The organism is Mesorhizobium sp. M0983 (assembly GCF_040318975.1).
GTDB lineage: Bacteria > Pseudomonadota > Alphaproteobacteria > Rhizobiales > Rhizobiaceae > Mesorhizobium.
Map to the genome: position 1 here is coordinate 1 of NZ_JAMYNH010000013.1, position 23,568 is coordinate 23,568.

Below are 23,568 nucleotides of genomic sequence, written 5' to 3' on the forward strand. Positions count from 1 at the left end.
CCCTCACCCGGATTGCCAACCGAATTGCGAAGGGCAATTCGGGGCAATCCGACCTCTCCCCGAGGGGAGAGGAGGTCGCCGGCGTTGACGCCAGCCTCTTCTCCCCAGCGGGGAGAAGGTGGCCGCGAAGCGGCCGGATGAGGGGGCCCCCCTATGCGATAGCCCTGCCGTTGGGGGGGAGATCGCTGCTTCGCCCATCAGCGCCCCCGCCCGCCTGCCTCCAGCTTCTGCTCGGCCGCAATCAGCATCTCGACAAACCTCGTCACCTTGGGCGGGCGGAAGCGGGCGGCGGGGTAGACTGTGTAGATGCCGCCGGAGGGCAGCCGCCACTCGGGCAGGATCTGCACCAGCCGCCCGGCGGCCAGTTCGTCCCGCACCAAAAAGTCTGGCAGCACCGAGAGGCCGGCGCCGGCGCGGACGGCCGCCAGCACTGCCGGCGTTGCGTCGATTGAAATCGTTGCCTGCATGCGCACGGCCTGCTGCTCGTCGCCGCGCGAAAATTGCCATAGCAGCGGTTCGCGCAGCGCCATGTTGGCGACGAAGGGCAGCCCGGCAAGGTCTTGCGGTTCGCCGGCGGTGAAGCGGCCTTCAAACCCGGCGCGGCACAGCATGAATTGTTGGAAGGTGCCGATGCGCCGCGCCTGCAGGCTGGAATCGGCCAGCCAGCCGACGCGGATCGCCACATCGATGTGGCCGGAAACCAGGTCGATCGTCTCGTCGCCCAGCGTCAGCTCCACCCGGCAGGCGGGATAGCGCGCGCTGAAGGCGGCGACCACCGGCACCACCGCCGACGTACCGTAGTCGTTGGACGCCGCGATGCGCAGCGTGCCGGTCGGCTCGGCGGCGGCCTGCGCGAGCTCGTCGAAGGCATCCTCGGCCTGCTGCAGAACCTGCAGGCAGCGGGCATGGAATGTTCGGCCGGCCTCGGTCGGATGGACGCGGCGCGTCGTGCGGATCAGCAGCGTCGTTCCGACATCGCGCTCCAGCCGCGCCACCTGCTGGCTGACCACCGCCTTGGTGATGCCCAGCCGCTCGGCGGCCCGCGTGAACGAGCCGGCATCGACCACCGCGGCGAAATAGGCCAGCCGGTTCAGGTTCATGCGTGGCTCATGGCAGATGCAGCCCCATTGTCAGGCGAAAGCATACATTACGTCTATTTTGTCGGCCTTCAATATGCATTCCGTTTTTGCCATCTTGCGGGCATCGAGGCCGCCGAATTCCGCATTCCCAGGAGACATCCATGTTCACACGGAGAAGCATCATGAAAACCACCCTCGCCGCCGGCGCTGCCGCGGTCTTTGCTCCCGCCGGGCTTGGCCATGCGGCCAGCGGGCTTTCCTGGAAGCATTTTCCCGCCGGCGAAAACGGCTTCTTCCGCGCCCCGGTGCTGGTCTCCGGCGCCACCGAAGCCGTGCTGATCGATTCCGGTTTCACCTACCCCGACGGCCGGGCCGTGGCCGAGGCGATCAAGGCGACCGGCAAGACGCTCACCACCATCTATGTCAGCCAGTCCGACCCCGACTATTATTTCGGCCTCAAGCGGATCAAGCAGACGTTCCCGCAGGCACGGGTGATCGCCGCAGCCGAGACGGTGGCCGCCATCAACGGCAATGTCGAAAAGAAGCTCGCCGTCTGGGGGCCGCAGCTGAAGGAAAATGGCCCGCAGGCGCTGGCCGACGTCGTCATCCCGGAAGCGTTCGACGGCAAGACGCTCAGCGTCGACGGCGAGAGCATCGAGATCGTCGCCGCGGAAGGCCTCGGCAACCGGCGCTATCTGTTCGTGCCGTCGCTGAACGCGGTGTTCGGCGGGGTGATGATCTTTGCCGGCGTGCATGTCTGGACCGCCGACACCCCGACCAGGGAACTGCGCGCCGCCTGGCTGGCCAACCTCGAAAAGATCGCGGCGCGCAAGCCGGCGATCGTCGTGCCTGGGCACATGACGCCTGGGGCGGCGACCGACCTTTCGGGCGTCGAGCACACAAAAACCTATCTCATCGCCTTCGAGGAAGAACTGGCCAAGGCCAAGGACGCTGCCGCGCTGAAGAGCGCCATGGAAGCCCGCTTCCCCGGCCTCGGCATGGGGGTTGCGCTCGACATCGGCTCCAAGGTCGCCACCGGCGAGATGAAGTGGGGCTGAGATTGGCGCCAATCTCGAGCTGATCCGCACCACTTACGAAGGATACGCTCATGGTCCAGCGGGCGTTGACGCCGGGCGCCTGACGGCTGTCATCCGCCGAGACGGTTGGTGCGCTTGCTGGCTTCGGCCTTGGCCCGCGCCTCGACCGCCCTTTCGATCTCGCGCTTCAGCTCGTCCTTGATCGCCACCGTCTCGGCCATCAGCGCCTCGACCTTCATGAAATCGAGCACGCGGTATTTCGACACCGCCGGCCGGATCAGGATGTCGGGCCGGCTCTGGTTCAGCTTACTGGCGATGATCGACTGCATCATCAGCTGCGTGGCGCCGAACATCAGGTCGACGGAGGTCGGGAATTTGCGCCCGGCCTCGGTCGGCGCGCCGACCACGTCGACGGCGATGACGATGTCGGCGTCGAGCTCGATCAGATCGAACGGCACGGGATTGTAGATGCCGCCGTCGATCAGCAGCCTGCCGTCGCGCATCACCGGGCGGAACACCGCCGGGATCGCCGCCGAAGCGGCCAGCGCCGAATGCAGCTCGCCTTCGTCGAGCACCGCGAGCTTGTGGCCATAAAAGTCCGTTGCCGTCACCTTCAGCGGTATTTTGAGTTCGGCGAAGGTCTCGGGGATGGCATCGGGCAGGAACGCCTTGAGGATGCGCTCGACATTGAACTGGCTGACCCGCAAGCCGCCCTGCAACGCTTCGGCAAAGGTGCCGGGCCGCGCCCGCCACATGCGCGTCGCCACTTCGGCGCGGCGGCCGAGGATCGAGCGCGTATAGTCGTGAATGTCCTTGCCGGTCATGCCCGAGGCCATGCCGGCGCCCATGATGGCGCCGATCGACGAGCCAGCGATTGCCGCCGGCCTTATGCCCAGTTCGTCCAGCACCTCGATGACGTGGATATGCGCCAGCCCACGCGCGCCGCCGCCGCCAAAGGCGATGCCGAAGCTAGGGCCGACCGCGGAGCCTTTGCTAGCCCCCATTTCTGACACTCGATGCGGCGGTGCTATCGAAATTGGGCAAATGCCCCGTCATCCGGATTGCCGGCGGTTTGTGGCCGTAGCGCGTCTTTCCTTCTCCCCTTGTGGGAGAAGGTGGATCGGCGCGTAGCGCCGAGACGGATGAGGGGTGTTGGACGGAGTGCCGCCGATGCCAAGCTGGAACACCCCTCATCCGTCGCCTTCGGCTCCCCCTTCTCCCACAAGGGGAGAAGGGGGAGCCGACCGGGGCGGCGCCAGCGCCTGGAAAACGCGGGCAACGGCTCATCCCTTGCTTCCCAGCTTCGGCCCGACCACCATGACGGCCGGCTCGGCGGAGAGCAGCTTTTTCGCCGCTGCCTTGACCTGGTCCAGCGTCACCGCGTTTATCAGCGCGGCGCGGCGCTGCATGTAGTCGATGCCGAGCTTGCCGAGCTGGATCTCGACCAGCGTTGCGGCGATCGCGCCGGAGGAATTCAGATTGTTGATGGCATAGGCGCCGATCATGTATTTCTTGGTCGCCGCCAGCTCGGCTTCGGTCGGCCCCTCCTCGGCCATGCGCTTGACCACGTCGCGCACCACGGCCAGCGTCTCGGCCGCCCTGTCGGCGCGGGTCGAGGTGGTGATGGAAAGCGCCTCGGAATGCTGGTGGTCGACGAGGTCGGAGCTGACGCTATAGGCCAGGCCGCGCTTCTCGCGCACCTCGTCGAACAGCCGCGAGGTGAAAGTGCCGCCACCGAGGATCTCGTTCATCAGCACCGCGGCGAAGAAATCCGGCGCGTTCCGCTTCACGCCGGGATAGGCGAGTTGCAGCGAGGCCTGCGGCTGGTCGTAAACGACCTCGAGCTGCTGGCCAAGTTTCAGGTCGATGTCGGGAACGGGCGTAAGCGCCTGCTTTTCCGGCAGGCTGCCGAATACCAGGTCGAGCTTCTGCTTCAGCGTCTCGGCGTCGATGGCGCCGACCACCGCGACATGCAGACCGTCGCGGGCGAAATTCGCCTTGTGGAAAGCGCTGAGATCGGACGGCGTGATCGTCGCGATGCTTTGCCTGGTGCCCTGGTCCGGCCGCGCATAGGGATGCCTGCCGTAGATCGCGTCCAGCCATTTGCGCTGGGCGAGCGTATCGGGATCGCGCTCGTTGGCGATGATGCCGGACAGGATTTGCGCGCGGATGCGGTCGATCGGCACCTGGTCGAAGCGCGGCTGGTTGACCGCCACGCGCAGCAGGTCGAAGGCGCCGTCGCGCTGCTCGGCCAGCATGCGCATCGAGCCGTAGATTCCGTCGCGCTGCGCATCGAAGCTCATCTCGGCGCCGACATCGTCAAGCTTGACCTGGAAGGCCTCGCTGTCGAGGTCGCCGGCGCCTTCGTCGAACAGACCGCTCATCAGGTTGGCAAGCCCTTCCTTACCGGGCGGATCCTGCGTCGCGCCGCCATCGAAGACGAAGCGGATGGCGACGATCGGCACCGAATAATCCTCCACCAGCCAGGCGGTGATGCCCTTCGACGAGGTCACCTCCTGGATGTTCATGGCAGCACGAGCCGAAAGCGCCGGCAGGATGAGGAAGACGAGGGAGAGGATGAGGGTCGCTAGAAGAGGGCCGGAGCGCGCGTGCTTCCCTTCTCCCCTTGTGGGAGAAGGTGGATCGGCGCGAAGCGCCGAGACGGTTGAGGGGTGTTGGACGGAGTGCCGTTGGTGCCAAGCTGGAACACCCCTCATCCGACCGAGCTTTGCTCGGCCACCTTCTCCCACAAGGGGAGAAGGGGAGGAGCCCGGGGGAGAAGGCAGAGCGGGACCGTGCTGGTTCATCATCAAATCAATTCCCAGCCTGGGTTTGCGGCAGAAGATAGCCGGTCGTTGCGTGGTCGAGATTGAGATAGCGGGCAGCGACCGCCTTGACCTGGTCGGCGGTGACCTTGCGGATGCGGTCGGGCCATTGCTGGACGTCCTGGACGTTGCCGCCGGTGGCGAGCGTCGAGCCGTAGATGTTGGCCATGTCCTCCTGCTTGTCGCGGGCAAAGATCATCGAGCGGACGAAACGGTCCTTGGATTTTTCCAGCTCATCGCTGGTGACGCCGTCTTTCGCGATGCGGGCGATCTCGACGTCGACCGCGGCCTCGACGTCTGCAAGCTTGGCATCGCCGCGCGGCGCGCCATAGACGGTGAAATTGCTGTCGTCGAGCATGGTGCCTTGGAAGAAGGCGCCGGCCGCGGCGGCTATCCCTTGCCTGACGACAAGCTCCTGGTAGAGCCGGCTGCGGTTGCCGCCGCCGAGGATTTCGGACAGCACGTCGAGCGCTTCGGCTTCGCCGGGCTTTGCCGTGTGATAGGACGGAACCACCCACTGCGTCGTAAAGCTCGGCACGCTGACGCGCCCGTCGGTCAGCGTCACCGTGCGCCTGGTGTTCTGCTCGGGCTCGATCGGGCGGATGCGCGGCGGCAGATCCGGGCCGCGCGCGATCTTGCCATAGGTCTTTTCGGCCAGCGTCTTGACCGTTTCCGGCTCAACATCGCCGGCCACCACCAGCACGGCGTTATTGGGCGTATAATATTTGTTGTAGAAGGCCATCGCGTCGGTGCGGTTCAGCTTCTCCATCTCCTGCATCCAGCCGATGACCGGGATGCGGTAGGGCTGGTTCTGCCACAGCGTGGCGTCGATCTCCTCGTCGAGCACCGCCTGCGGATTGGAGTCGATGCGCGAGCGGCGCTCCTCGAGGATGACGTCGCGCTCGGTCTTGATGACATCGTCGTTGAGGATGAGATTGCGCATGCGGTCGGCCTCGAAGCCCATCATCTCACCGAGCGCCTGCGGCACCACTGTCTCATGAAAAGCGGTGTAGTCGTAGGAGGTGAAGGCGTTGTCCGAGCCGCCGATGGCGGCGACGGCGCGATCGAGCTCGCCGGCCGCATGGTTGCTGGTCGCCTTGAACATCAAATGCTCGAAGAAATGGGCAATGCCGGATTTGCCCGGCGGCTCGTCGGCGCTGCCGATCTTGTACCAGACCATATGGGTGACGATCGGGGCGCGGTGGTCGGGGATGACGACGACCTCCATGCCGTTGTCGAGCAAGAAATCCGTCACTGCGCCGTCGTCGGGATTGTTGTCCGCCAGAGCCGGCTCGGCCATCACCAGGGCCAGTCCCAAGAGCGTTCCGCGCAGCCATTCAGCCTGAAATGTCATAGATGGCTCCGGTTTGGGGTGGAACGATAGGCGGGGTTGCTGGTCGAGGCAAAGCGAATTGTTCGTCATTTTGAAGGCGCGGCTTCCTCGCCAATTGCGGGGCCTCACCCAACCTCGATGAAGCGGATGACCGTCTCGCCATAGTTGCGCTCGTCGACAACCGAAAAGCCCGGCCCTGCCTCGAACGGCGCCGCCGCCGCTTCCTCGACTACGCAGAGCGCGCCGGGGGCGAGCCAGCCGCCGGCCTTGGCCGAGCGCAACGCGCGTTCGCCAAGGCTCTTGCCATAGGGCGGATCGGCAAAGACCAGGCCGAATGCAGCGATGGTGCCCGCCTCGCCCAAGGCCGTCGCGTCGCGACGGAATATCTTGGTGCGCCCAGTGAGGCCGAAAGCCTCGACATTGGTGCGGATCAGGCCGCGCCCTTCGGCGGATTCCTCGATGAAGACAGCATAGGCAGCGCCGCGCGACAGCGCTTCGAGGCCGAGCGCGCCGGTGCCGGCGAACAGGTCGAGCACGCGCGCGCCGTTCAGTTTTTCGGGAAAGCGATGCGCCAGCACGTTGAAGACCGCCTCACGCGTGCGGTCGGTCGTCGGGCGGATGGCAAAGGTGCGGGGCGTCGCCAGCGGACGCCCGCGAAGCTCACCGCCGACGATCCGCATTGCTTCCTTTCGGGCCGCCACGCGGCCGGTCGCCACCGCTATCCGAACGTTCGCCACGAGGCTTGCCGAACGGCTTTGCACCGCCGGGCTTGCCATAAGACGGCTTGAAAGCGGCCTTGCGCGCCTTGTTTTCCGCCGCCTTGGCGGCGTCTGCCTCCGCCCTGCCCTTGCCGATCGGCCGCGCCCCCGGCGCCATCCAGACATTGGCCTTGCGCTGGCCCGGCGGTTCGATCGGCCGCTGCTCGCGTTCGGATTTCTTGCCGCCGAAGCCGCCACGAGGCTTGTCGCCACGGGGTTTGTCCCCGAAGTCGCCGCGTTCAGGTTTGGCGCCACGCTCGCCAAAGCTCCTCTCCGGTTTTGTCGACAGCTTGCCGAGCGCTTCGTCGCGGCTGCCTTCGCGGCGCTTGCGGTTCTTGATCAGGCCGCCCTCGCCGATCGGACGGCGTTCGCCGTCACGGGTGAATTTCGGCCGCTCGGGCTCCTCCTCCCGCTCACGCCTGACCGGCTTGTTGGAAAACGGCTTGGCGATATCGGCGTCGAAATTGGCACCGGACTCTTCGACCAGGCGCTCGCCGAGCTGGTCGCGCAGCACGCGGCCCTTGATCTCCAACACATGGCCTTCCGGCAAATCGTCGAGCTGGAACGGCCCGTAGGAAATGCGGATAAGCCGCGTCACGTCGAGACCGAGCGAGCCCAGGATGTTCCTGACCTCACGGTTCTTGCCTTCCCGCAGGCCGAGCGTCAGCCAGGCATTCGAACCCTGCTCGCGGTCCAGCGTCGCCTCGATGGCGCCATAAAAGACACCGTCAACGGCAATGCCTTCGCGCAGGCCCGCGAGCGCGCTTTCCTCGACCTTGCCGTGGACGCGCACGCGGTAGCGCCGCAGCCAGCCGGTCGCCGGCAGTTCGAGCACGCGCGACAGGCCGCCATCATTGGTGAGCAGCAGCAGCCCTTCGGTGTTGATGTCGAGCCGGCCGATGGTCATCAGCCGCGGCAGCCCGGGGGGCAGCACGTCGAAGACGGTCTTGCGGCCTTCGGGATCGCGGTTGGTGGTGACCACGCCGGCCGGCTTGTTGAACAGGAACAGCCGCGTGCGCTCGATCGGCGGGATCTCCATGCCGTCGAGATGGATGATGTCGCCGGGCATCACGTTGAAGGCCGGCGAGGTCAGCGCCCTGCCGTTGACCTTGACGCGGCCGGCCGCGATCAGTTCCTCGGCATCGCGGCGCGAGGCCAGGCCGGCACGCGCCAGCCGCTTGGCAATGCGTTCGCCGGCTTCTTCCGTTGCCTCGACGCGACGCGGACGCGGCTTGAAGCCGCCCTCCGATGCCGCCTGTGCCCTTTGTGCCCCTTGCGGCCGATCGCCGCCAAAATCACGCTTAGGACGATCCCCGAAGTCACGCTTGGGACGGTCGAAGCGCTTTTCGCCGTGCTCGCCTTCGGCAGCGGCCGGCCGGTCGCCGCGCGGCGCGTAGGGCTTGCGCGGACCTTCGCGCTTCTCATAAGGCTTGCCCTCCGGACGCGGCCCTTTGCTGAATGGCCTCTCGCTGCCTTTGAAGTCGCGCTTCGGCCGCTCGCCTTCGGCAGCTGCTGGCCGGTCGCCGCGCGGTGCATAAGGCTTGCGTGGACCTTCGCGGTTCTCATAAGGCTTGCCTTCCGGACGCGGCCCTTTGCTGAACGGCCTGTCGCCTTCGCGCTTCGGCTTGAAGTCACGCTTCGGCCGTTCGCCTTCGGCCGCCGCCGGCCGATCGCCGCGCGGTGCATAAGGCTTGCGTGGACCTTCGCGCTTCTCATAAGGCTTGCCTTCCGGACGCGGCCCTTTGCCGAACGGCCGGTCGCCTTCGCGCTTCGGCTTGAAGTCGCGTTTCGGCCGTTCGCCTTCGGCCGCCGCCGGCCGATCGCCGCGCGGAGTGTAGGGTTTTTTGACGCCGAAGGACGGCTTGCCACCCTTGCCGGGAGCGCCATCGCGACCACGCGGCCCCGCCGGTTTCGGGCCGGCCTTGCGCGGGAATTTCTTGTTTTTGTCGTCCATGTGGCCTTTGCTCGTTTGCGCGGGTAGTAACAGGATCGCGCTCTAGTGGCGAGGAGATAATCGGAATGGAAACCGCGTGAGGCGGCAGGATTTCATGGCGCTGGCGCTGAAAGAAGCCGAAGCCGCCGCCCTGCGTGGCGAGGTGCCGGTTGGCGCGGTCGTCGTCGGCGGCGATACGGTCGTTGCGAGTGCCGGCAACCGCACCCGCGAGTTCGCCGATCCGACCGCCCATGCCGAGATGCTGGCGATCCGCGAGGCCTGCCGCAAGCTTTCCAGCGAGCGGCTCAGCGGCCACGATCTCTATGTGACGCTGGAGCCGTGCACCATGTGCGCCGGCGCCATCTCTTTCGCCAGGCTGCGCCGGCTCTATTTCGGCGTCGCCGACGAGAAGGGCGGCGCAGTCGTCAATGGCGTTCGCTTCTTCACGTCACCGACCTGCCATCATGTGCCCGACATCTATCCTGGCATGGCCGAGAACGCTGCAGCAGCATTGCTGAAGGACTTTTTTCGCGAGCGACGCGGACCCTGATTTTCCTGGTTCGGCAGACGGACCGAATCCAAGTCAGCCAATCCAGTTCAGCCAATCCAGTTCAGCCAATCCAGGCCAGAACGTCTCTGGCGCCGTCAGTCTACCAGGGCAGCCAGTCGAACATGCCGCTGCTCTTGCTCTTGGCGGCCGCCTCCCTTTTGAGGCGGCGTTCCTTCTTGTACTCGTCCTCGCCGAGGTCACCCTGCGGCGCAGTGTCGGCGGCAGCGCGGTATTGCACCGGCGGCTCGCTCAGATATCTGCGGGTGGTCGGGTCGCCCTGTTTGCCTTCAGCCCGGCGGCGCATGATTTCCGCGGCGCGGTCCTTGTCCGAATCGGCCGGAGTCCAGGCTGGCGGGTGGCTCGAGCCCGACTGCTTCAGCGCGGCCTTGACCGACGCCGGATCCGTCTGCACGTCATCGATGACCTGCGCCTGGTAGGCCGGGTCGTCCTGATGCAGGGTGGCATCGGCGCGCAGGCGGGCACGGCGCTGCTCCGGCGATTCGGGCCATTCGGCACTCGCCGTCTCGATGCTTTCCTGCGGCGGCGGCAAGACTTCCTTCTGCCCCGGCCCTGGCTTCACCAGCGTGGGGCGCGGCTTGTAGTCGATACTATCCTTGCGTTTGGGTGCGAAGGAAAAAGCCCCGGTGAGGTCGCCGGCAAGCTGCGCGCCCGCGGTCTTGTCGGTCCCGTAGGTGGGCGAGCCCATGCAGCCGGACAAGGCGAGGCTCGATACGACAAGCGGCGCCAGCAGCGCGACGCGCGCGTAAGTTCTCTCGGTCATGCCAAAAAGTCCCACTGTAGACAGCCTCTCGATTGCCGCCGGCCAAAGAAAGGTCCGGCCCCCATCGCCTATGCTCTTCCGACGGAATTCCGGCGACAATTTGTCGTCCGGAGTTTCGCGTGTTTACCTCAACCACTCGTTAAGGGCAACGCACGGGGGCCGATCGGCCGCCCGCCGTGGCAATTGTGCACCGCCTTAAAGGCGGCTCAAAGCCTTCAGCTCATGCAGGACAGCTGCGTCACGGGCCGAAACATCCGGGAATTCCGGATCTGAGCCGACATCGGCGGTGTAGCGCCAGGAGCGTGCGCATTTCACCAGGCCGCGGTCCTCCGCCTTCTCGACGACCACGGCGACGCCTTTGACATCGTCGAGGGTAAAGCCGCCCGCCGGCGCCTTGCCGTGCGCGATAACCAGATCGCTGGTGATCGCCATCTCGGCCATGTCGACATCGGCGATCGCCGCTTCGAGTAGGGCATCGTCGAGAGTGACGACCGGCACCGCTTCCAGCGAAGAGCCGATGACCTTCTGCGCGCGGGCGATCTCCAGCGCGCCGGTGACGACACGGCGGACCTGCCGCACCTTGCGCCACTTCTCCGCCAGCGCCTCGTCCTTCCAGTCCGCCGGGATCTCCGGGAACTGGTCGAGATGCACCGAGACGACATCCGGATGACGGTCGAGCCAAGCCTCTTCCATGGTGAAAGGCAGCATCGGCGCCAGCCATTTCACCAGACAGTCGAAGAGATGGCGCACCACCTGCACGGAAGCCTTGCGCTTCACGCTGGAAGGCGCTTCGCAGTAGAGCGCATCCTTGCGGATATCGAAATAGAAGGCCGACAGCTCGATCACCATGAAGTCGAGCAGCGCGCGGGTGATGCGCTTGAATTCGAAGGCGTCGTAGCCCGAGCGTACGACTTCATCGAGCTCGGCGAGCCGGTGCAGCATCAGCCGCTCCAGCTCCGGCATCTTGTCCAGCGGCACCTCCTCGCCATCGTCATGGGCGAGCGTGCCCAGCATCCAGCGGATGGTGTTGCGCAGCTTGCGGTAGGCGTCGATGTTGGTCTGCAGCACGTTTTTGCCGAGCCGCTGGTCTTCCCAATAATCGGTCGTCACCACCCACAGCCGCAAGATGTCGGCGCCGGACTGTTTGATGACGTCCTGCGGCACGACGGTGTTGCCGAGCGACTTCGACATTTTCCGCCCCTCCTCATCCATGGTGAAGCCATGGGTGACGACGGTTTCGTAGGGCGCCCTGCCCCTGGTGCCGCAGCTTTCGAGCAGCGAGGAGTGGAACCAGCCGCGATGCTGATCGGAGCCTTCGAGATAGACGTCGGCCGGCCATTTCAGGTCGGGCCGGTCCTCAAGCGTGAAGGCATGCGTCGAGCCTGAATCGAACCAGACATCGAGGATGTCCATCACCTGCTGCCATTTCGAGGCATCGTGATTGCCGAGGAAACGCTCCTTGGCGCCGGCGGCGAACCAGGCGTCGGCACCTTCCTTCTCGAAGGCGTCCATGATGCGCTGGTTGACTGCCTCGTCGCGCAGGACATTGCCGTCGGCATCGGCAAAGACGGCGATCGGCACGCCCCAGGCGCGCTGGCGCGACAGCACCCAGTCAGGGCGCTCCTCGATCATGGCGCGGATGCGGTTCTGGCCGGCGGCGGGTACGAAACGGGTATCGTCGATGGCTTTCAGGGCGCGGCTGCGCAGCGTCGTGCCGTCGCCAAGCTCCTTGTCCATATAGACGAACCATTGCGGCGTGTTGCGGAAGATGATCGGCTTCTTCGAGCGCCAGGAATGCGGATAGGAGTGCTTCAGCCAGCCGCGCGCGAACAGCGCGTTTCGCTTGATCAGCTCGTCGATGACGGCCTGGTTGGCGTTGCCCTTCTTGCCATCGTCGTCGATAACGCGCGCCGCTCCACCCTCGCGGTCCGGGCCGAAGCCCGGCGCGTCCTTGGTGAAGAAGCCGGCATCGTCGACGGTGAAGGGGATCGCGGTGTCGATGCCACGCTGGCGAAGATCAGAGGCGGCATCCATCCAGGCGTCGAAGTCTTCTCGGCCGTGTCCCGGCGCGGTGTGGACGAATCCGGTGCCCGCATCGTCGGTGACATGATCGCCGGCCAGCATCGGCACAGGGAATTCGTAGCCACCACCCAGACTTTTGAGGGGATGCGAAAGCGTAAGATTTTCAAGCTCTTCGGCGCCAACGCTGCGAAGACGATTCAGGGTGACGTTGGCCTTCGCGGCAGCGTCGTCTGCAAGTTTCTCGGCAAAGATCAGCTTTTCGCCGGGCTGGGGGCCAAAGGCGTTCTCGGCCGCCGTGACCTCGTAGAGACCATAGTTGATGCGCGGCGAGTAATTGACGGCGCGGTTGCCGGGGATGGTCCACGGCGTCGTGGTCCAGATGACGACGTTGGCATCAAGCAGATCGAGCGACGTCTGCGTCAGCTTGGGATCCAGGGCTGGCTGCCCATCATCGATGTTGATGACCTGGCGAGCGAGGCTGACGACCGGAAACTTCGCCCAGATCGTGTCCGACTCATAGTCCTGGTATTCGACCTCCGCCTCGGCCAGCGCGGTGCGCTCGACCACACTCCACATCACCGGCTTGGAGCCGCGATAGAGCTGGCCGGACATGGCGAATTTCAGCAGCTCGCCGGCGATGCGCGCCTCGGCGTGGAAAGCCATCGTCGTATAGGGATTGTCGAAGTCGCCGACGACGCCGAGGCGCTGGAATTCGGAACCCTGCACCTTGATCCAGTGCGCCGCAAACTCGCGGCATTCCTGCCGGAACTCGTTGACCGGCACCTCGTCCTTGTTCTTGCCCTTGGCGCGGTACTGCTCTTCGATCTTCCATTCGATCGGCAGGCCGTGGCAATCCCAACCGGGTACATAGTTCGAGTCATAGCCGCGCATCTGGAATGAGCGGGTGATGACGTCCTTGAGGATCTTGTTCAGCGCATGGCCGATATGAATGTTGCCATTGGCATAGGGCGGGCCGTCGTGCAGCACGTATTTTTCGCGGCCGGCTGCGTCTTCGCGCAGCTTGCGGTAAAGGTCCATATCCTGCCAGCGCTTGACCAGCAGCGGTTCCTTTTCCGGCAAACCGGCGCGCATCGGAAAATCCGTCTGCGGCAGGTAGAGCGTTTTGGAATAGTCGATCGTCTCGGCGGTCTCGGTATCAGTCATTCGTCTGCCATATGCGTTGCCCGTCGGCAAAAGAGCCCGGGCGTTGAACTATCATGATCTGGAAAAAGCGCGAGAGGCCGCGCGCAAGATTCCCGGCGGCTCCGGCGGCGGTCAAGCCGCCCGGAACACCGGGCCTGTAATTCGTATCGCAGTCGCGAGAAGGCGCGAAAAGCTCGTCATGGCTGGGCTTTTAACTGAGACAGGCGATGTTGAAAAGCCCGAACTCTGATGCTTCCGCTAGGAGCGTACACCAATTGCGCCTATGTTTGTCGGTAGATGGCGTCGAGAGACCAGCATCTTCGGTTTGCATTTCACAGTTTAGCGCGCTGGAAGGACGGAATGTGACCCTGACGACTACCGAGTCCGCCTTGCGACTTGAACGCATTTCAACGATGGCGAATCGCGTTTTTGGCAACCATGAAAAGGCGCAACGCTGGCTGCGTAAGCGAAGTCGGGTTCTCAACGACGCGCCCATCGATCTCCCTCAGTCTGCAACAGGTGCCACGCTTGTGGAAGAGGAACTCAACCGGATCGGCTACGGCATAGTCGTCTGAGCCTTGCGGCTCTCCGTCGTGCACAACCCGCCCGCTCACATCGAGAAATCGAAGCGATAGGTCGTCGACACGCCGATCATGAACTGATCCCTGGAGCCCCGCTCCTTGACCAGGCTGGAATCGGCGGCCGGGCCCATCAGGCGGGAATATTCGCCGAACAGACTGGCCGTCATCGGCTCGGTCACCTTCCATGTCACCGCGCCGCCCAGGCCCGCAGATTTCACCCCGCCGCCTGGATGATATTCGCTGAGCCCCGAGGCCAGTGACTCCTTGGCATCAACGCCATAATAGGCGTCGAAATAGTCCGATGAGGCGAATGAAACGCGCGGCCCGCCGGAAATCCTGACGTCGGGCGTCACATCGTAAAAGGCGTCGGCGGCGATGTCGGCGACAAAGCCGTTATGGGCGCGAATGCCGTGCCGCAATTCGGCGCGGGCACGCAGCCAATCCAAAGGATAGAATTCGAAGAAGCCGCCAGCCTCGCCGCCCCAGCGCACCGGGTCGAGACCCTTCAATTCGTCGGCGTCACCACCATCGCGGGAAAACAGGAACTTGCCTGTCAGGCCGGCGCGGACGCCGCCATCGTCGATCAATGCCAATGAGATATTGTCGTTGCGCGAGTTGAAGCGCGCCGCGGGACCAGCCTTGCCGAGCGAGATGATCGGCGAGGCGCTGAGCAGGTACTTCTTGCCGCCCTCGAAATTCGGCGCGACCATGCCGGTGGCGCCGACCGTCAGGTACCAGTCTCCGGACAGCCAGCCGAAGGTGCCCTCGCCGGCCTTGGCAACGCCGCAGGTGCCGAGCATGAATGCGGCCAAGACCGTCGGGATCGTCGGGACTGACCGCATCGTTACTCCATACGTCGAACGCATTGGCCGATACAACCAGCCTTCATCCAAGCCATGGCGCCATTTCGGTAAAATTTGACTTAATATCCGTAACATTGGCGGCGTTGGCCCTGTTTTCCGCATAGCAACGAATCGTATTGGCGCACCAAGATCCCAGATCAAGACGTCTGGAATGCGCCAGCAGTTGCCTCGGCAAGGGTTATAAATACTCGTGGACAAACATGCCCGCGCTGTGAAGAGCGCGGCGACCGGCACTCAACCGCGCATTCCAAACCGGCCAAGCGTGAATCATATGCGGCCAAATTTCGAGACGTACTTTGACGTCAGTCGCGCCAGCGGCTTCCGCGAGCCGAGTTGCGTCCGACAACAGCGTCTCGGCCGAACCGACTTGTATAAGCATTGGGGGAAATCCGCTCAGATCGGCGAACAACGGCGAGATCAGGGGATCGCGCCGACCAACGCCATTGGGAACATAGGCGGTTGCCAGTTCCTCCAAATACGCCCGGTGGATGATGGGGTCGATTGCGTCCTTGGTTGATAGTGTCGCGCCGGACATCGAAAGGTCCGTCCAGGGCGAAACCAGCCAAAGACATCGCGGCAACGGCTCGCCTGCCGCGCGCAATATACTGACCAGGCACAGGGTGAGGTTGCCGCCCGCACTGTCTCCGCCAACCACGATGCGATCCGGCGCGATCCCTTGCCGCCTCAGAAAGCGCCATGCGGTGAGTGCGTCTTCATGTTGCGCAGGGAAAGGATGTTCCGGTGCGCGTCGATAGTCGATCGCGAGAGTGCGCATTCCCATTGCCCGACCTGCCTCTGTCACCATTCGACGATGACTTTTAGGAGAGCCGGAGCAGTAGCCACCACCGTGGAAAAACAGCAGAACCTTATCCCTGTCACTCGCAGGCGCCAGGGACCACTCTCCCTCGAGGCCATCGAAAACCACATCCTCGCATCGGATGTCCTCGGCAATCGGCCACACCGAACCAACCTCGTCGAGCCGTGCCCGGCGTTCGTCCCAGCGGACCGTTCGTGGCTTTGAGGTCAACAACCTGCGGACGGCGTTGATCTCCGTCAGATCGAGGTGTTCGTCCACGTCGCCCATTTTGCTTCCCTAGCCTCATCAAGCGTAGAAAACGGCGTACAGCAGCACGTCATCGATAAAGGGCCAATGCCAGCGCTGGGGATTTTTCGTTACACTTGCGTCATGGCGAATACACGAGACGGCGGGTCGCCCCTAAACCCACTCGTCATCTTTAGCACTCCCCTCGCATATGGTCGAATATTCCATCTGATATTTGGCCTCTTCGGGACAAAGCGGAAGTGTGGCAAGCGGATCGCTCGGGGCGTGGCGCTCGCAGCCTGCTCGCTGGACGGGCAAGGCGATCGGCGCTACCTTCCGGAACAAAGAAGCTAGGCAACCTTGAGGGAGAAGGGTGATGACACTGCACGGCGACGCCTTGAAAGACGCCATTGGCCAGACGCGGGCGAAGTGGGGATGGTTCGTCGCGCTTGGGGTGCTGCTGCTTGTCTTCGGCGGCATCGCTTTCGGCAATCTGTTCATCGCAACCGTCGCCTCCGTCTTTGTCGTGGGCTGGCTGATGCTGATGGCCGGCGTTGTCGAGATCATCCATGCCTTCGGCGTGAAGACATGGGGCCGCTTCTTCTATTGGCTGCTCAGCGGCCTCCTCTACGCCGTCGCCGGCTTCTTCGCCTTCGACAATCCGGTCCTCGCCTCGACGGTGCTAACCTTCCTCCTGGCAGTCGCACTCCTTGCTTCAGGCGTGCTCAGGGCCTGGGTCGGCTACAGCCACCGGCCGCAGCCGGGCTGGGGCTGGGTGGTCGCGGCCGGCATCATCAGCGCGCTGGCGGGACTGGTCATCGCCATGGGCTGGCCGGTCAACAGCGTGTGGGTGCTCGGCCTGTTCCTGGCCGTCGACCTGATTTTCCAAGGCTGGACCTTCATTGCCGTCGGCTTGGCGCTGAAAAAGTAGATTCAGAAAGCTATGGCCGCGTCGAGCCCGGAAAGCGGCCTGACGCCGGCGAGCAGTGCCTTCGCCTCAGCCTCATCGCGCTTCATCTGTGCGACCAGCGCATCAAGCCCGTCGAACTTCACCTCCGAACGCAGGTAGCCGAAAAAGGACACGGCACAAATCTCGCCGTAGAGGTCGCCGGAAAAGTCGAACACAAAAGTCTCCAGCAATGGTGCGCCATTGTCGTCGACCGTCGGCCGGCGGCCGAAGCTGGCGACGCCATCATGAAGCGAGCCGTCGGCGCGGCGGAAGCGGACTGCATAAATTCCGTCCTTCAGGGTGGCTTCCGGCGAAAGCCTCATGTTTGCGGTCGGAAAGCCGAGTGTCCGGCCGAGCTGCTGGCCGCCGATCACCTCCGCCTCGACGGTGAAACGGTAGCCGAGCAGGCCGGCGGCCTCGGCCACATTGCCCTCGCACAGCAGCGTGCGAATGCGGCTCGACGACACCACCTCGGCGCTTTCGTCGCGGAAGGCATCGACCAGCGTGACGCCGAAGCCGTGGCGCTCGCCGGCCGCCATCAGATAGGCCGGGCCGCCTTGGCGGTCCTTGCCGAAATGGAAATCGAAGCCGGTGACGGCGTGGCTTATGCCGAGGTTGCGCTCGAGCACGCCGGTGACGAAAGCCTCCGCCGACAAGGAGGCGAACTCGCGTGTGAACGGCTGCTCGACCAGCGCCGCAAAGCCCAGATGCGACAGCAGCCGCGCCTTCATCGGCGGTGGCGTCAACACGAACAGCGGCATGTCCGGCCTGAACACTTTTCGCGGATGCGGCACGAAGGTCAGCACCAGGGCAGGTACGCCGCGACGCTCCGCTTCGGCGCGCGCGCGTTCGAGCACCGCCTGGTGGCCGCGGTGGACGCCGTCGAAATTGCCGATCGCCACCACGCCGCCACGCAGATGGGCCGGCAGCGGTGCGGTTGCGGAAATGCGTTCGAACATTGCCGTCATAGCTTGAACCTATTGCAGTCTGGGCTTGAACCTATTGCAGTCTGGGCCTGAACTTATTGCAGTCTGGGAATCACCGCGACCGGCCTGTAGCCGTATTTTTCGAGAAAGGCCGCGAGCCTGGCCGGGTCTGGCTGCAGCGCTTCACCGTAATCGCGGGCATGGATGCCGCCCGATACGTAGAGCACGTCGAAGCCATTATCGGCCGCGCCCTTGATGTCGGTCATCATGCCGTCGCCGATGGCCAGAACTTGCGAACGCTCGACCGTGCGGCCGAGAATGACGGCGATCTCTTTCATGGCGACCTCATAAACCGGCGCATAGGGTTTCCCGGCGATCAGGGTGCGCCCGCCAAGCTGCGCGTATTCGCGGGCCAAAGCCCCTGCGCACCAGATCATGCGTTCGCCGCGCTCGACGACGATGTCGGGATTGGCGCAGATGAAGGGCAGGTTCCTGGCACGCAGCCGCCGCAGAAGATCGGCATAATCTTCCGGCTTTTCCACCTCGTCATTGAACAAGCCGGTGCAGACCACGCCGGATGCTTCGAACTCCTCGACAAGCTCGACGTCGAGACCATCATAGAGCGTGAAATCTCGATCGGCGCCTATATGGAAGATCTTTCGCGGCCCGTCGGCGATCAGGTCGCGGGTCACGTCGCCGGACGTCACGACACGATCGTAGGCGGCGGAAGGAACACCGATAGCGTTCATCTGCGCCACCACGTCGGCGCTGCGGCGCGGCGAATTGGTGATCAGCACGACAGGTATTTTCGCCGCGCGAGCAGTGATCAGCGCGGCAGCAGCCGCGGGGAAATGCCATTCGCCATTGTGCACCACGCCCCAGACATCGCACAGGATGGCTGAATAGGCTCCCGACAGGTCTGCGAGCGAACCGATGATGTCGGGCGAATCCGCCATGCCGTTGTCCCTGTACCATGATGCTTGCAAGCGCCGCGACCGACGGTCCGTAGCGGCCGGCCCGGATTAACCGAAGCGCTTCGCTCTGTCACCAGCTTTCGTTGTGCCCGCAAGATTGCCGCCCGGGGCGCCGGCGGGGAAGTGATGGCGAAAGCTTTTCTTTTCCAGCGCCTTATCCGCTTTTAGGGACTTTGCCGCGGAGAGCGCGGACCGGCATTGCCGATTGCGGACGTGTGGTTAACGGGGATTGAAAAACCGTACCGACCTTGGACGTATTTTAGCAATCGGAAATTTAAAAATGCGTGGCATCGTCCGGGAAAAATAGGGCGGGGCGGGAATGCTGAAGGCAATAATCGGAAAATTCCGACACGACAGACGTGGCAACTACTCCTTAATGACTGCAATCACCATTGTGCCGCTGATGGCCGGTCTGGCGCTCAGTGTCGATTACGGGGAGTTGCTGCGCCAAAAGCACGAAACGCTGAACGCACTTGATGCGGCCGGCCTCGCCGCCGCCCAGCAGATCGTCGCCGGCGCCAGCGACGACGACGTCAAGGCCTACGCCAAGACATTTTTCGAAACCAATCTCGCACGTATCGACCCGGCGAACACAGCGCTGACCGTCACGCTGCCCAACAACAATGCCGGCGGCGGCACCTTGAAGCTCTGCGCCAGCCTCACCTTCCACCCCTATTTTCTCCCGGCCGCCAGCCTGCTGGTCGGCGGCACGGCAAGCGACACGACCTTCACCGAATGTTCGGAACTCCGCCTCAAGAACACCCTCGAAGTCGCGCTTGTGCTCGACAATTCCGGCTCGATGAGCGATCTCGGCTCCGGCACCGGCGAGAAGCGAATAGACCTGCTGAAGTCGGCCGCCAAGCAGCTTGTCGATACGCTGGCGCTTCAGGCGCAGCAGATGAAGCAGATCACCAAACCGGTGCAATTTTCTCTCGTGCCGTTTGCGGCCTCGGTCAATATCGGCCCTACCCACGATCAAGACGGCTGGATGGATCAGGACGGCATCTCCCCGATCCAGCATGAAGATTTTGACTGGACGACGATGAGTGCCGCCAACAATCCGGACAAATATGCCGAGAAGCTCAATGGCATCTGGTACAAGCGCGGCACCGGCTGGGGCGAGACCAAGGACCAGCCGCTGACGCGTTTCAGCCTCTATGCCGACATGACGGTCGAATCGGGCCGCGAAGAGGTACCCAATTCGAAGCAATATGTCTGCGACACATACAAGAAGAACGGCACCTGCCAGTACGGCCATTGGAGCGCACCGGAATATATCTATACGACGAGCCGCTATGCGAGCTGGCAAGGTTGCGTCGAGGCACGGCCATATCCCTACAATGTCGACGACACCACGCCCGACACAGCCGCGCCGGCCACGCTTTTCGTGCCGATGTTCGCCCCGGATGAGGCTGGCACTCTGTGGCTCGATTTCAACCGTGACGGCATCAACGACGTCATCAGCACGTCTTACAATTACGGCAACAACTGGTGGGCCGATTGGCCCTATGTCGCCGGTCCTACCGCTTCGCAGCGACAGTCTGACATGCGCAAATATTTCCTGGTGAAACCGTACGGTTCGCAATCCGCAGCCGCGGGTGATGGGCCGAATTCCTCCTGCACCACCAACCCGATCACGCCGTTGAAGGACGTCAGCCAGGACGCCGAGAAGCAGGAGATCAAGGATGCCATCGACGCCATGGCGCCGAACGGCAACACCAACGTACCGGAGGGACTTGCCTGGGGCTGGCGAACGGTATCGAGCAACCCACCGTTCACCGATGGCCGGCCGAACAGCGAGAGGGGCAACGACAAGGTGGTCGTGGTGCTGACCGACGGAGCCAATACCTATAGCGCCGTCAGCGACGGCAGCTACGCCAACAACAGGTCGACCTACGCCGCCTACGGCTACACTGGCCTGACCTATCCGGGATCTGGAAGCGTGACCCGCCTGTTCATGAATACCAGCATCGGCAAGACGACCTATACCGGTGCCAACTACACGGCAGCACTCGACGAGCAGATGAAAACGCTCTGCGCCAATGCAAAGAATTCGAACATTCTGGTGATGACGGTGGCGCTCGACCTGTCGCCCACAGATACTGGCGACAAGAAGGCGATCGATGCGCTGAAGGCGTGTTCCTCGGATTCGCGCTTCCGCAAGGATCCGGCCGACCCGAGCAAGCCGGCCAAGCTGTTCTGGAATGCGACGGGCGCGACGCTGTCCGACAATTTCAAGGAAATCGCCAACGAATTGTCGAACCTGCGCATCGTCGGCTGAAGGCGATGGGATTGGCGACGTAAAGGCAGAGGGGCGCAGCGCGCTGGCGCAAAGGCACCTGCCCTCATGCCCTTGCGGGTGGGGGAAGCATGTGGTGAGTGTCCCCATCCGGAGATACGCTCTTGCCTGAACCCGCCAACCATCTCGCCTTCGCGCTGGTCTGCCTCGGCATGGTGCTGACGCCCGGCCCGAACATGATCTATCTGATCTCGCGCTCGCTGTCGCAAGGGCCGAAGGCCGGGCTGATTTCGCTGGGCGGCGTGGCGCTCGGTTTTTTATTCTACGTGCTGTCGGCGGCGTTCGGTATCACAGCGCTGCTGCTCGCGGTGCCCTTCGCCTATGACGTGCTGCGGCTTGCCGGCGCCCTCTATCTGCTGTGGCTTGCCTGGCAAGCGGTGAAGCCGGGCGGGCGCTCGCCCTTCCAGATCCGCGAACTGCCTAAGGACAGGCCGCGCAAGCTGTTCGCCATGGGCCTGATGACCAACCTGCTCAACCCGAAGGTGGCAGTGCTCTATCTGTCGCTGCTGCCGCAGTTCATCAGCCCCGGCAAGGGCCACGTGCTGTCGCAGCTTCTGGTGCTCGGTGCCACGCAGGTCGCCATCAGCCTGACCGTCAACGCCATCATCGCGGTGACGGCCGGCTCGATCGCCATCTTCCTCGCCGGGCGGCCGCTATGGCTGGTGATCCAGCGCTGGATGATGGGCACGGTGCTGACCGCGCTGGCCGTCAAGATGGCAACCGACGCGCAACGCTGATCGGTCCTACATCGGCCGCCTGACCTGCTGTGCCCGCTCCGGTTCGACCACCCTGCGGTAGAGATGCCAGGTCGCGTGGCCAAGGACGGGCATGACGACGGCAAGCCCGGCAAATAGCGGGATCGAGCCGATGACCAGGAGCACGGCGACCATCAGACCCCACAGCGCCATCTGCAGCGGGTTTGTCATAACTGCGCGCGCCGACGTCTCGACTGCCGAGACCGCGCCGACATCGCGGTCGAGCAGCAGCGGAAAGGCGACGACAGTCGTCGCCAGCACGATCGCGGCGAAGGCGAACCCGGCCAGGTTGCCGAGCAGGATCAGTGTCCAGCCCTTGCTGGTCGTCAGCACCTCGCGAATAAAGCCGACGATAGAGGTCGGAGGCTGATTGCCGTACAGGCTGGTGTAGATCGATTGCGCGGTGAACAGCCAGAGCAGGAACAGTACCAGCAGCATGATGCCGATGACCGCAATCGCGGGCAGCGCCGGCGAGTGGCGCACGTCGAGCGCATGCCACCAGGATGTATCCATGCCGAACTCGCGCCGACGGCTGATTTCGTAAAGGCCGATAGCGGCGAACGGACCGACCAAAGCGAAGCCGGACATCAGCGGATAGATGAGCTGGATGGCATTCGAGCCCGACGTCCACTGCGTCAGGATCAGGCCGACCACCGGATAGATCAGGCACAGGAACACATAATGCGACGGCTTGGCCCAGAAATCCTCTACGCCGAGACGGAGCGCATCGATCAGATCCTCGGTGCTGATGCGGCGCACCCTGGGCTGTACATGCATTCCACGCGCGTCCGCCATGACATGAAAGCCAGCCATAACCTTTCTCCCGTGTGTCGGGGCGGTCACCGCCAGGATGGCCGCCCGCAGCTGCCACTTCAAGAACGGCGATATGATAGCCGATCTCGGCGCGCTTGTCGCCACCACCCGGCGCCAGGGCGCCGGGCGGCTGAACGAACAGATTAGGCCGCGAAGCGATCGATCACCTCGGCCAGCCGCACGTGACCGAGGCAAGCGCCTGACCCGGCCGGCTTTTCACCATCCTCGATGGCCTGCGCAAATCGCACGTCCGGATCGCTTTCGATCCGGCGGCGCAACGCCGCCAGCTTGGGATAAGCTGCGCCGTCGACCGCCTTGTGGAACTCCGCCCAGCGCGCCACGCCGATCAGCGTGGTATCGGCAAGCGTCAGCCGGTCGCCGACCAGGAAATCCGTGTCGAGGATCATCGCCTCGAGCTGGTCATGGCGGTTGGTAACGACCTTGCGGCCAAAGTCACGCAAGGTTGCCAGCAGCACCGGCTCGGCCGATTCCATTTCATATGCGGCCCAGAGCGGGGTGAAAGCGGCGGTGAAGCCGGTGTTCACGAAAGCCATCAGCTGGTGCATCCGGTCGGCTTCCGGCGAGCGAGGCTCAAAGCTGATACGACGTTGCGTATCGCGGGCTTCGAGCCAAGCGGCAATCGCCATGGTCTCGGTGAGCACCCTGCCTTCGTCGGTGATCAACACCGGCGTTTCCTGACGGCCGTTGATGCTGGCATAGGCGTCGTTCTTCATTTCAGTGAGCATGTCGACTCGACACAGGCGGTAGGGCTGTCCGACGCGTTCAAATGCAGCGACGAGCCCCATCGAACTTCCCAGCGGGAAGCCATAAAGGGAGGATAGGTTCCATTTCTTTGTCTCTTCCATAATTTAGGGATTACGCTGCGCAGCGAAACTTGACCCTAA

At 63.8% G+C, this 23,568-nt stretch carries 21 protein-coding genes; 7 read left to right on the forward strand and 14 right to left on the reverse strand.

The features are described 5' to 3' along the window. Window positions 1-197: 197 nt before the first annotated feature. Window positions 198-1,100 (reverse strand): LysR family transcriptional regulator, encoded by a 903-nt coding sequence (locus NKH71_RS21930; RefSeq protein WP_352792103.1) that lies wholly within the window; start codon window positions 1,098-1,100, stop codon window positions 198-200. A 140-nt stretch (window positions 1,101-1,240) separates the two neighbouring features. Here NKH71_RS21930 and NKH71_RS21935 point away from each other — a divergent pair, with 140 nt between their 5' ends. After that, a complete protein-coding gene (locus NKH71_RS21935; RefSeq protein WP_031193462.1) occupies window positions 1,241-2,137 on the forward strand; it encodes an MBL fold metallo-hydrolase in 897 nt (298 codons plus the stop codon). A gap of 89 nt (window positions 2,138-2,226) precedes the next feature. Here the strand turns inward: NKH71_RS21935 and NKH71_RS21940 are convergent, their stop codons facing one another. The 5 genes from NKH71_RS21940 to NKH71_RS21960 all read right to left on the reverse strand — a co-directional run bounded on the left by NKH71_RS21940 (window position 2,227) and on the right by NKH71_RS21960 (window position 8,986). Continuing rightward, the gene (locus NKH71_RS21940) at window positions 2,227-3,120 is read right to left on the reverse strand and encodes a patatin-like phospholipase family protein (RefSeq protein ID WP_023717135.1); all 894 of its coding nucleotides are present in this window, start codon (window positions 3,118-3,120) and stop codon (window positions 2,227-2,229) included. Window positions 3,121-3,399: 279 nt separating this feature from the next. Next, entirely contained in the window at window positions 3,400-4,644 is a 1,245-nt protein-coding gene (locus NKH71_RS21945) for a M16 family metallopeptidase (protein ID WP_036244232.1), read from the reverse strand. Window positions 4,645-4,930: 286 nt separating this feature from the next. After that, window positions 4,931-6,295 carry a M16 family metallopeptidase gene (locus tag NKH71_RS21950; protein WP_023717133.1) on the reverse strand — a complete coding sequence of 455 codons (1,365 nt, stop codon included), beginning with the start codon at window positions 6,293-6,295 and terminating at the stop codon, window positions 4,931-4,933. 104 nt (window positions 6,296-6,399) lie between these two features. Beyond that, on the reverse strand, window positions 6,400-6,954 hold the full coding sequence (rsmD, locus tag NKH71_RS21955; protein WP_023717132.1) for a 16S rRNA (guanine(966)-N(2))-methyltransferase RsmD: 555 nt from the start codon (window positions 6,952-6,954) through the stop codon (window positions 6,400-6,402). Beyond that, the gene (locus NKH71_RS21960; RefSeq protein WP_352495534.1) at window positions 6,935-8,986 is read right to left on the reverse strand and encodes a pseudouridine synthase; all 2,052 of its coding nucleotides are present in this window, start codon (window positions 8,984-8,986) and stop codon (window positions 6,935-6,937) included. Before NKH71_RS21960 ends, rsmD begins: the two co-directional genes overlap by 20 nt. A 76-nt stretch (window positions 8,987-9,062) precedes the next feature. Here NKH71_RS21960 and NKH71_RS21965 point away from each other — a divergent pair, with 76 nt between their 5' ends. After that, on the forward strand, window positions 9,063-9,515 hold the full coding sequence (locus tag NKH71_RS21965) for a nucleoside deaminase (RefSeq protein WP_023717130.1): 453 nt from the start codon (window positions 9,063-9,065) through the stop codon (window positions 9,513-9,515). Window positions 9,516-9,615: 100 nt separating this feature from the next. On the opposite strand, the gene NKH71_RS21970 is transcribed toward NKH71_RS21965, so the two are convergent. Both NKH71_RS21970 and ileS read right to left on the reverse strand, forming a co-directional pair. Then, window positions 9,616-10,296 carry a hypothetical protein gene (locus NKH71_RS21970; protein ID WP_023717129.1) on the reverse strand — a complete coding sequence of 227 codons (681 nt, stop codon included), beginning with the start codon at window positions 10,294-10,296 and terminating at the stop codon, window positions 9,616-9,618. A gap of 195 nt (window positions 10,297-10,491) precedes the next feature. Then, on the reverse strand, window positions 10,492-13,482 hold the full coding sequence (ileS, locus tag NKH71_RS21975) for an isoleucine--tRNA ligase (protein WP_352895332.1): 2,991 nt from the start codon (window positions 13,480-13,482) through the stop codon (window positions 10,492-10,494). Between the two features lie 43 nt (window positions 13,483-13,525). Between ileS and NKH71_RS21980 the strand changes: the two genes are divergently transcribed. Both NKH71_RS21980 and NKH71_RS21985 read left to right on the forward strand, forming a co-directional pair. Further along, window positions 13,526-13,711, forward strand: coding sequence for a hypothetical protein (locus NKH71_RS21980; protein ID WP_023717127.1), 186 nt, complete (start codon window positions 13,526-13,528; stop codon window positions 13,709-13,711). A 112-nt stretch (window positions 13,712-13,823) separates the two neighbouring features. Then, window positions 13,824-14,036 (forward strand): antitoxin Xre/MbcA/ParS toxin-binding domain-containing protein, encoded by a 213-nt coding sequence (locus tag NKH71_RS21985; protein ID WP_352495538.1) that lies wholly within the window; start codon window positions 13,824-13,826, stop codon window positions 14,034-14,036. A gap of 35 nt (window positions 14,037-14,071) precedes the next feature. Here the strand turns inward: NKH71_RS21985 and NKH71_RS21990 are convergent, their stop codons facing one another. Together NKH71_RS21990 and NKH71_RS21995 are read right to left on the reverse strand one after the other, a co-directional pair. Further along, window positions 14,072-14,884 carry a MipA/OmpV family protein gene (locus NKH71_RS21990; RefSeq protein WP_023717125.1) on the reverse strand — a complete coding sequence of 271 codons (813 nt, stop codon included), beginning with the start codon at window positions 14,882-14,884 and terminating at the stop codon, window positions 14,072-14,074. 199 nt (window positions 14,885-15,083) lie between these two features. Further along, the gene (locus NKH71_RS21995) at window positions 15,084-15,989 is read right to left on the reverse strand and encodes an alpha/beta hydrolase (RefSeq protein ID WP_352791605.1); all 906 of its coding nucleotides are present in this window, start codon (window positions 15,987-15,989) and stop codon (window positions 15,084-15,086) included. 334 nt (window positions 15,990-16,323) lie between these two features. Between NKH71_RS21995 and NKH71_RS22000 the strand changes: the two genes are divergently transcribed. Then, complete coding sequence (locus tag NKH71_RS22000; RefSeq protein ID WP_023717123.1) at window positions 16,324-16,878, forward strand: HdeD family acid-resistance protein; 555 nt, start codon at window positions 16,324-16,326, stop codon at window positions 16,876-16,878. A 2-nt stretch (window positions 16,879-16,880) separates the two neighbouring features. Here NKH71_RS22000 and NKH71_RS22005 read toward each other — a convergent pair whose 3' ends face one another. Then, complete coding sequence (locus NKH71_RS22005; RefSeq protein ID WP_023717122.1) at window positions 16,881-17,864, reverse strand: bifunctional riboflavin kinase/FAD synthetase; 984 nt, start codon at window positions 17,862-17,864, stop codon at window positions 16,881-16,883. 53 nt (window positions 17,865-17,917) lie between these two features. Beyond that, window positions 17,918-18,778, reverse strand: a complete 861-nt coding sequence (locus NKH71_RS22010) for a TIGR01459 family HAD-type hydrolase (RefSeq protein WP_023717121.1) — start codon at window positions 18,776-18,778, stop codon at window positions 17,918-17,920. A gap of 337 nt (window positions 18,779-19,115) precedes the next feature. On the opposite strand from NKH71_RS22010, the gene NKH71_RS22015 reads away from it, so the two are divergent. Both NKH71_RS22015 and NKH71_RS22020 read left to right on the forward strand, forming a co-directional pair. Further along, window positions 19,116-21,077 carry a pilus assembly protein TadG-related protein gene (locus tag NKH71_RS22015; protein WP_352895333.1) on the forward strand — a complete coding sequence of 654 codons (1,962 nt, stop codon included), beginning with the start codon at window positions 19,116-19,118 and terminating at the stop codon, window positions 21,075-21,077. Window positions 21,078-21,199: 122 nt separating this feature from the next. Further along, window positions 21,200-21,832 (forward strand): LysE family translocator, encoded by a 633-nt coding sequence (locus NKH71_RS22020; RefSeq protein ID WP_023674336.1) that lies wholly within the window; start codon window positions 21,200-21,202, stop codon window positions 21,830-21,832. Window positions 21,833-21,838: 6 nt separating this feature from the next. On the opposite strand, the gene NKH71_RS22025 is transcribed toward NKH71_RS22020, so the two are convergent. Together NKH71_RS22025 and NKH71_RS22030 are read right to left on the reverse strand one after the other, a co-directional pair. Continuing rightward, complete coding sequence (locus tag NKH71_RS22025) at window positions 21,839-22,663, reverse strand: DUF2189 domain-containing protein (protein ID WP_023717118.1); 825 nt, start codon at window positions 22,661-22,663, stop codon at window positions 21,839-21,841. A 143-nt stretch (window positions 22,664-22,806) separates the two neighbouring features. Continuing rightward, window positions 22,807-23,529, reverse strand: coding sequence for a glutathione S-transferase family protein (locus NKH71_RS22030; protein ID WP_352548758.1), 723 nt, complete (start codon window positions 23,527-23,529; stop codon window positions 22,807-22,809). Window positions 23,530-23,568 lie beyond the last annotated feature (39 nt).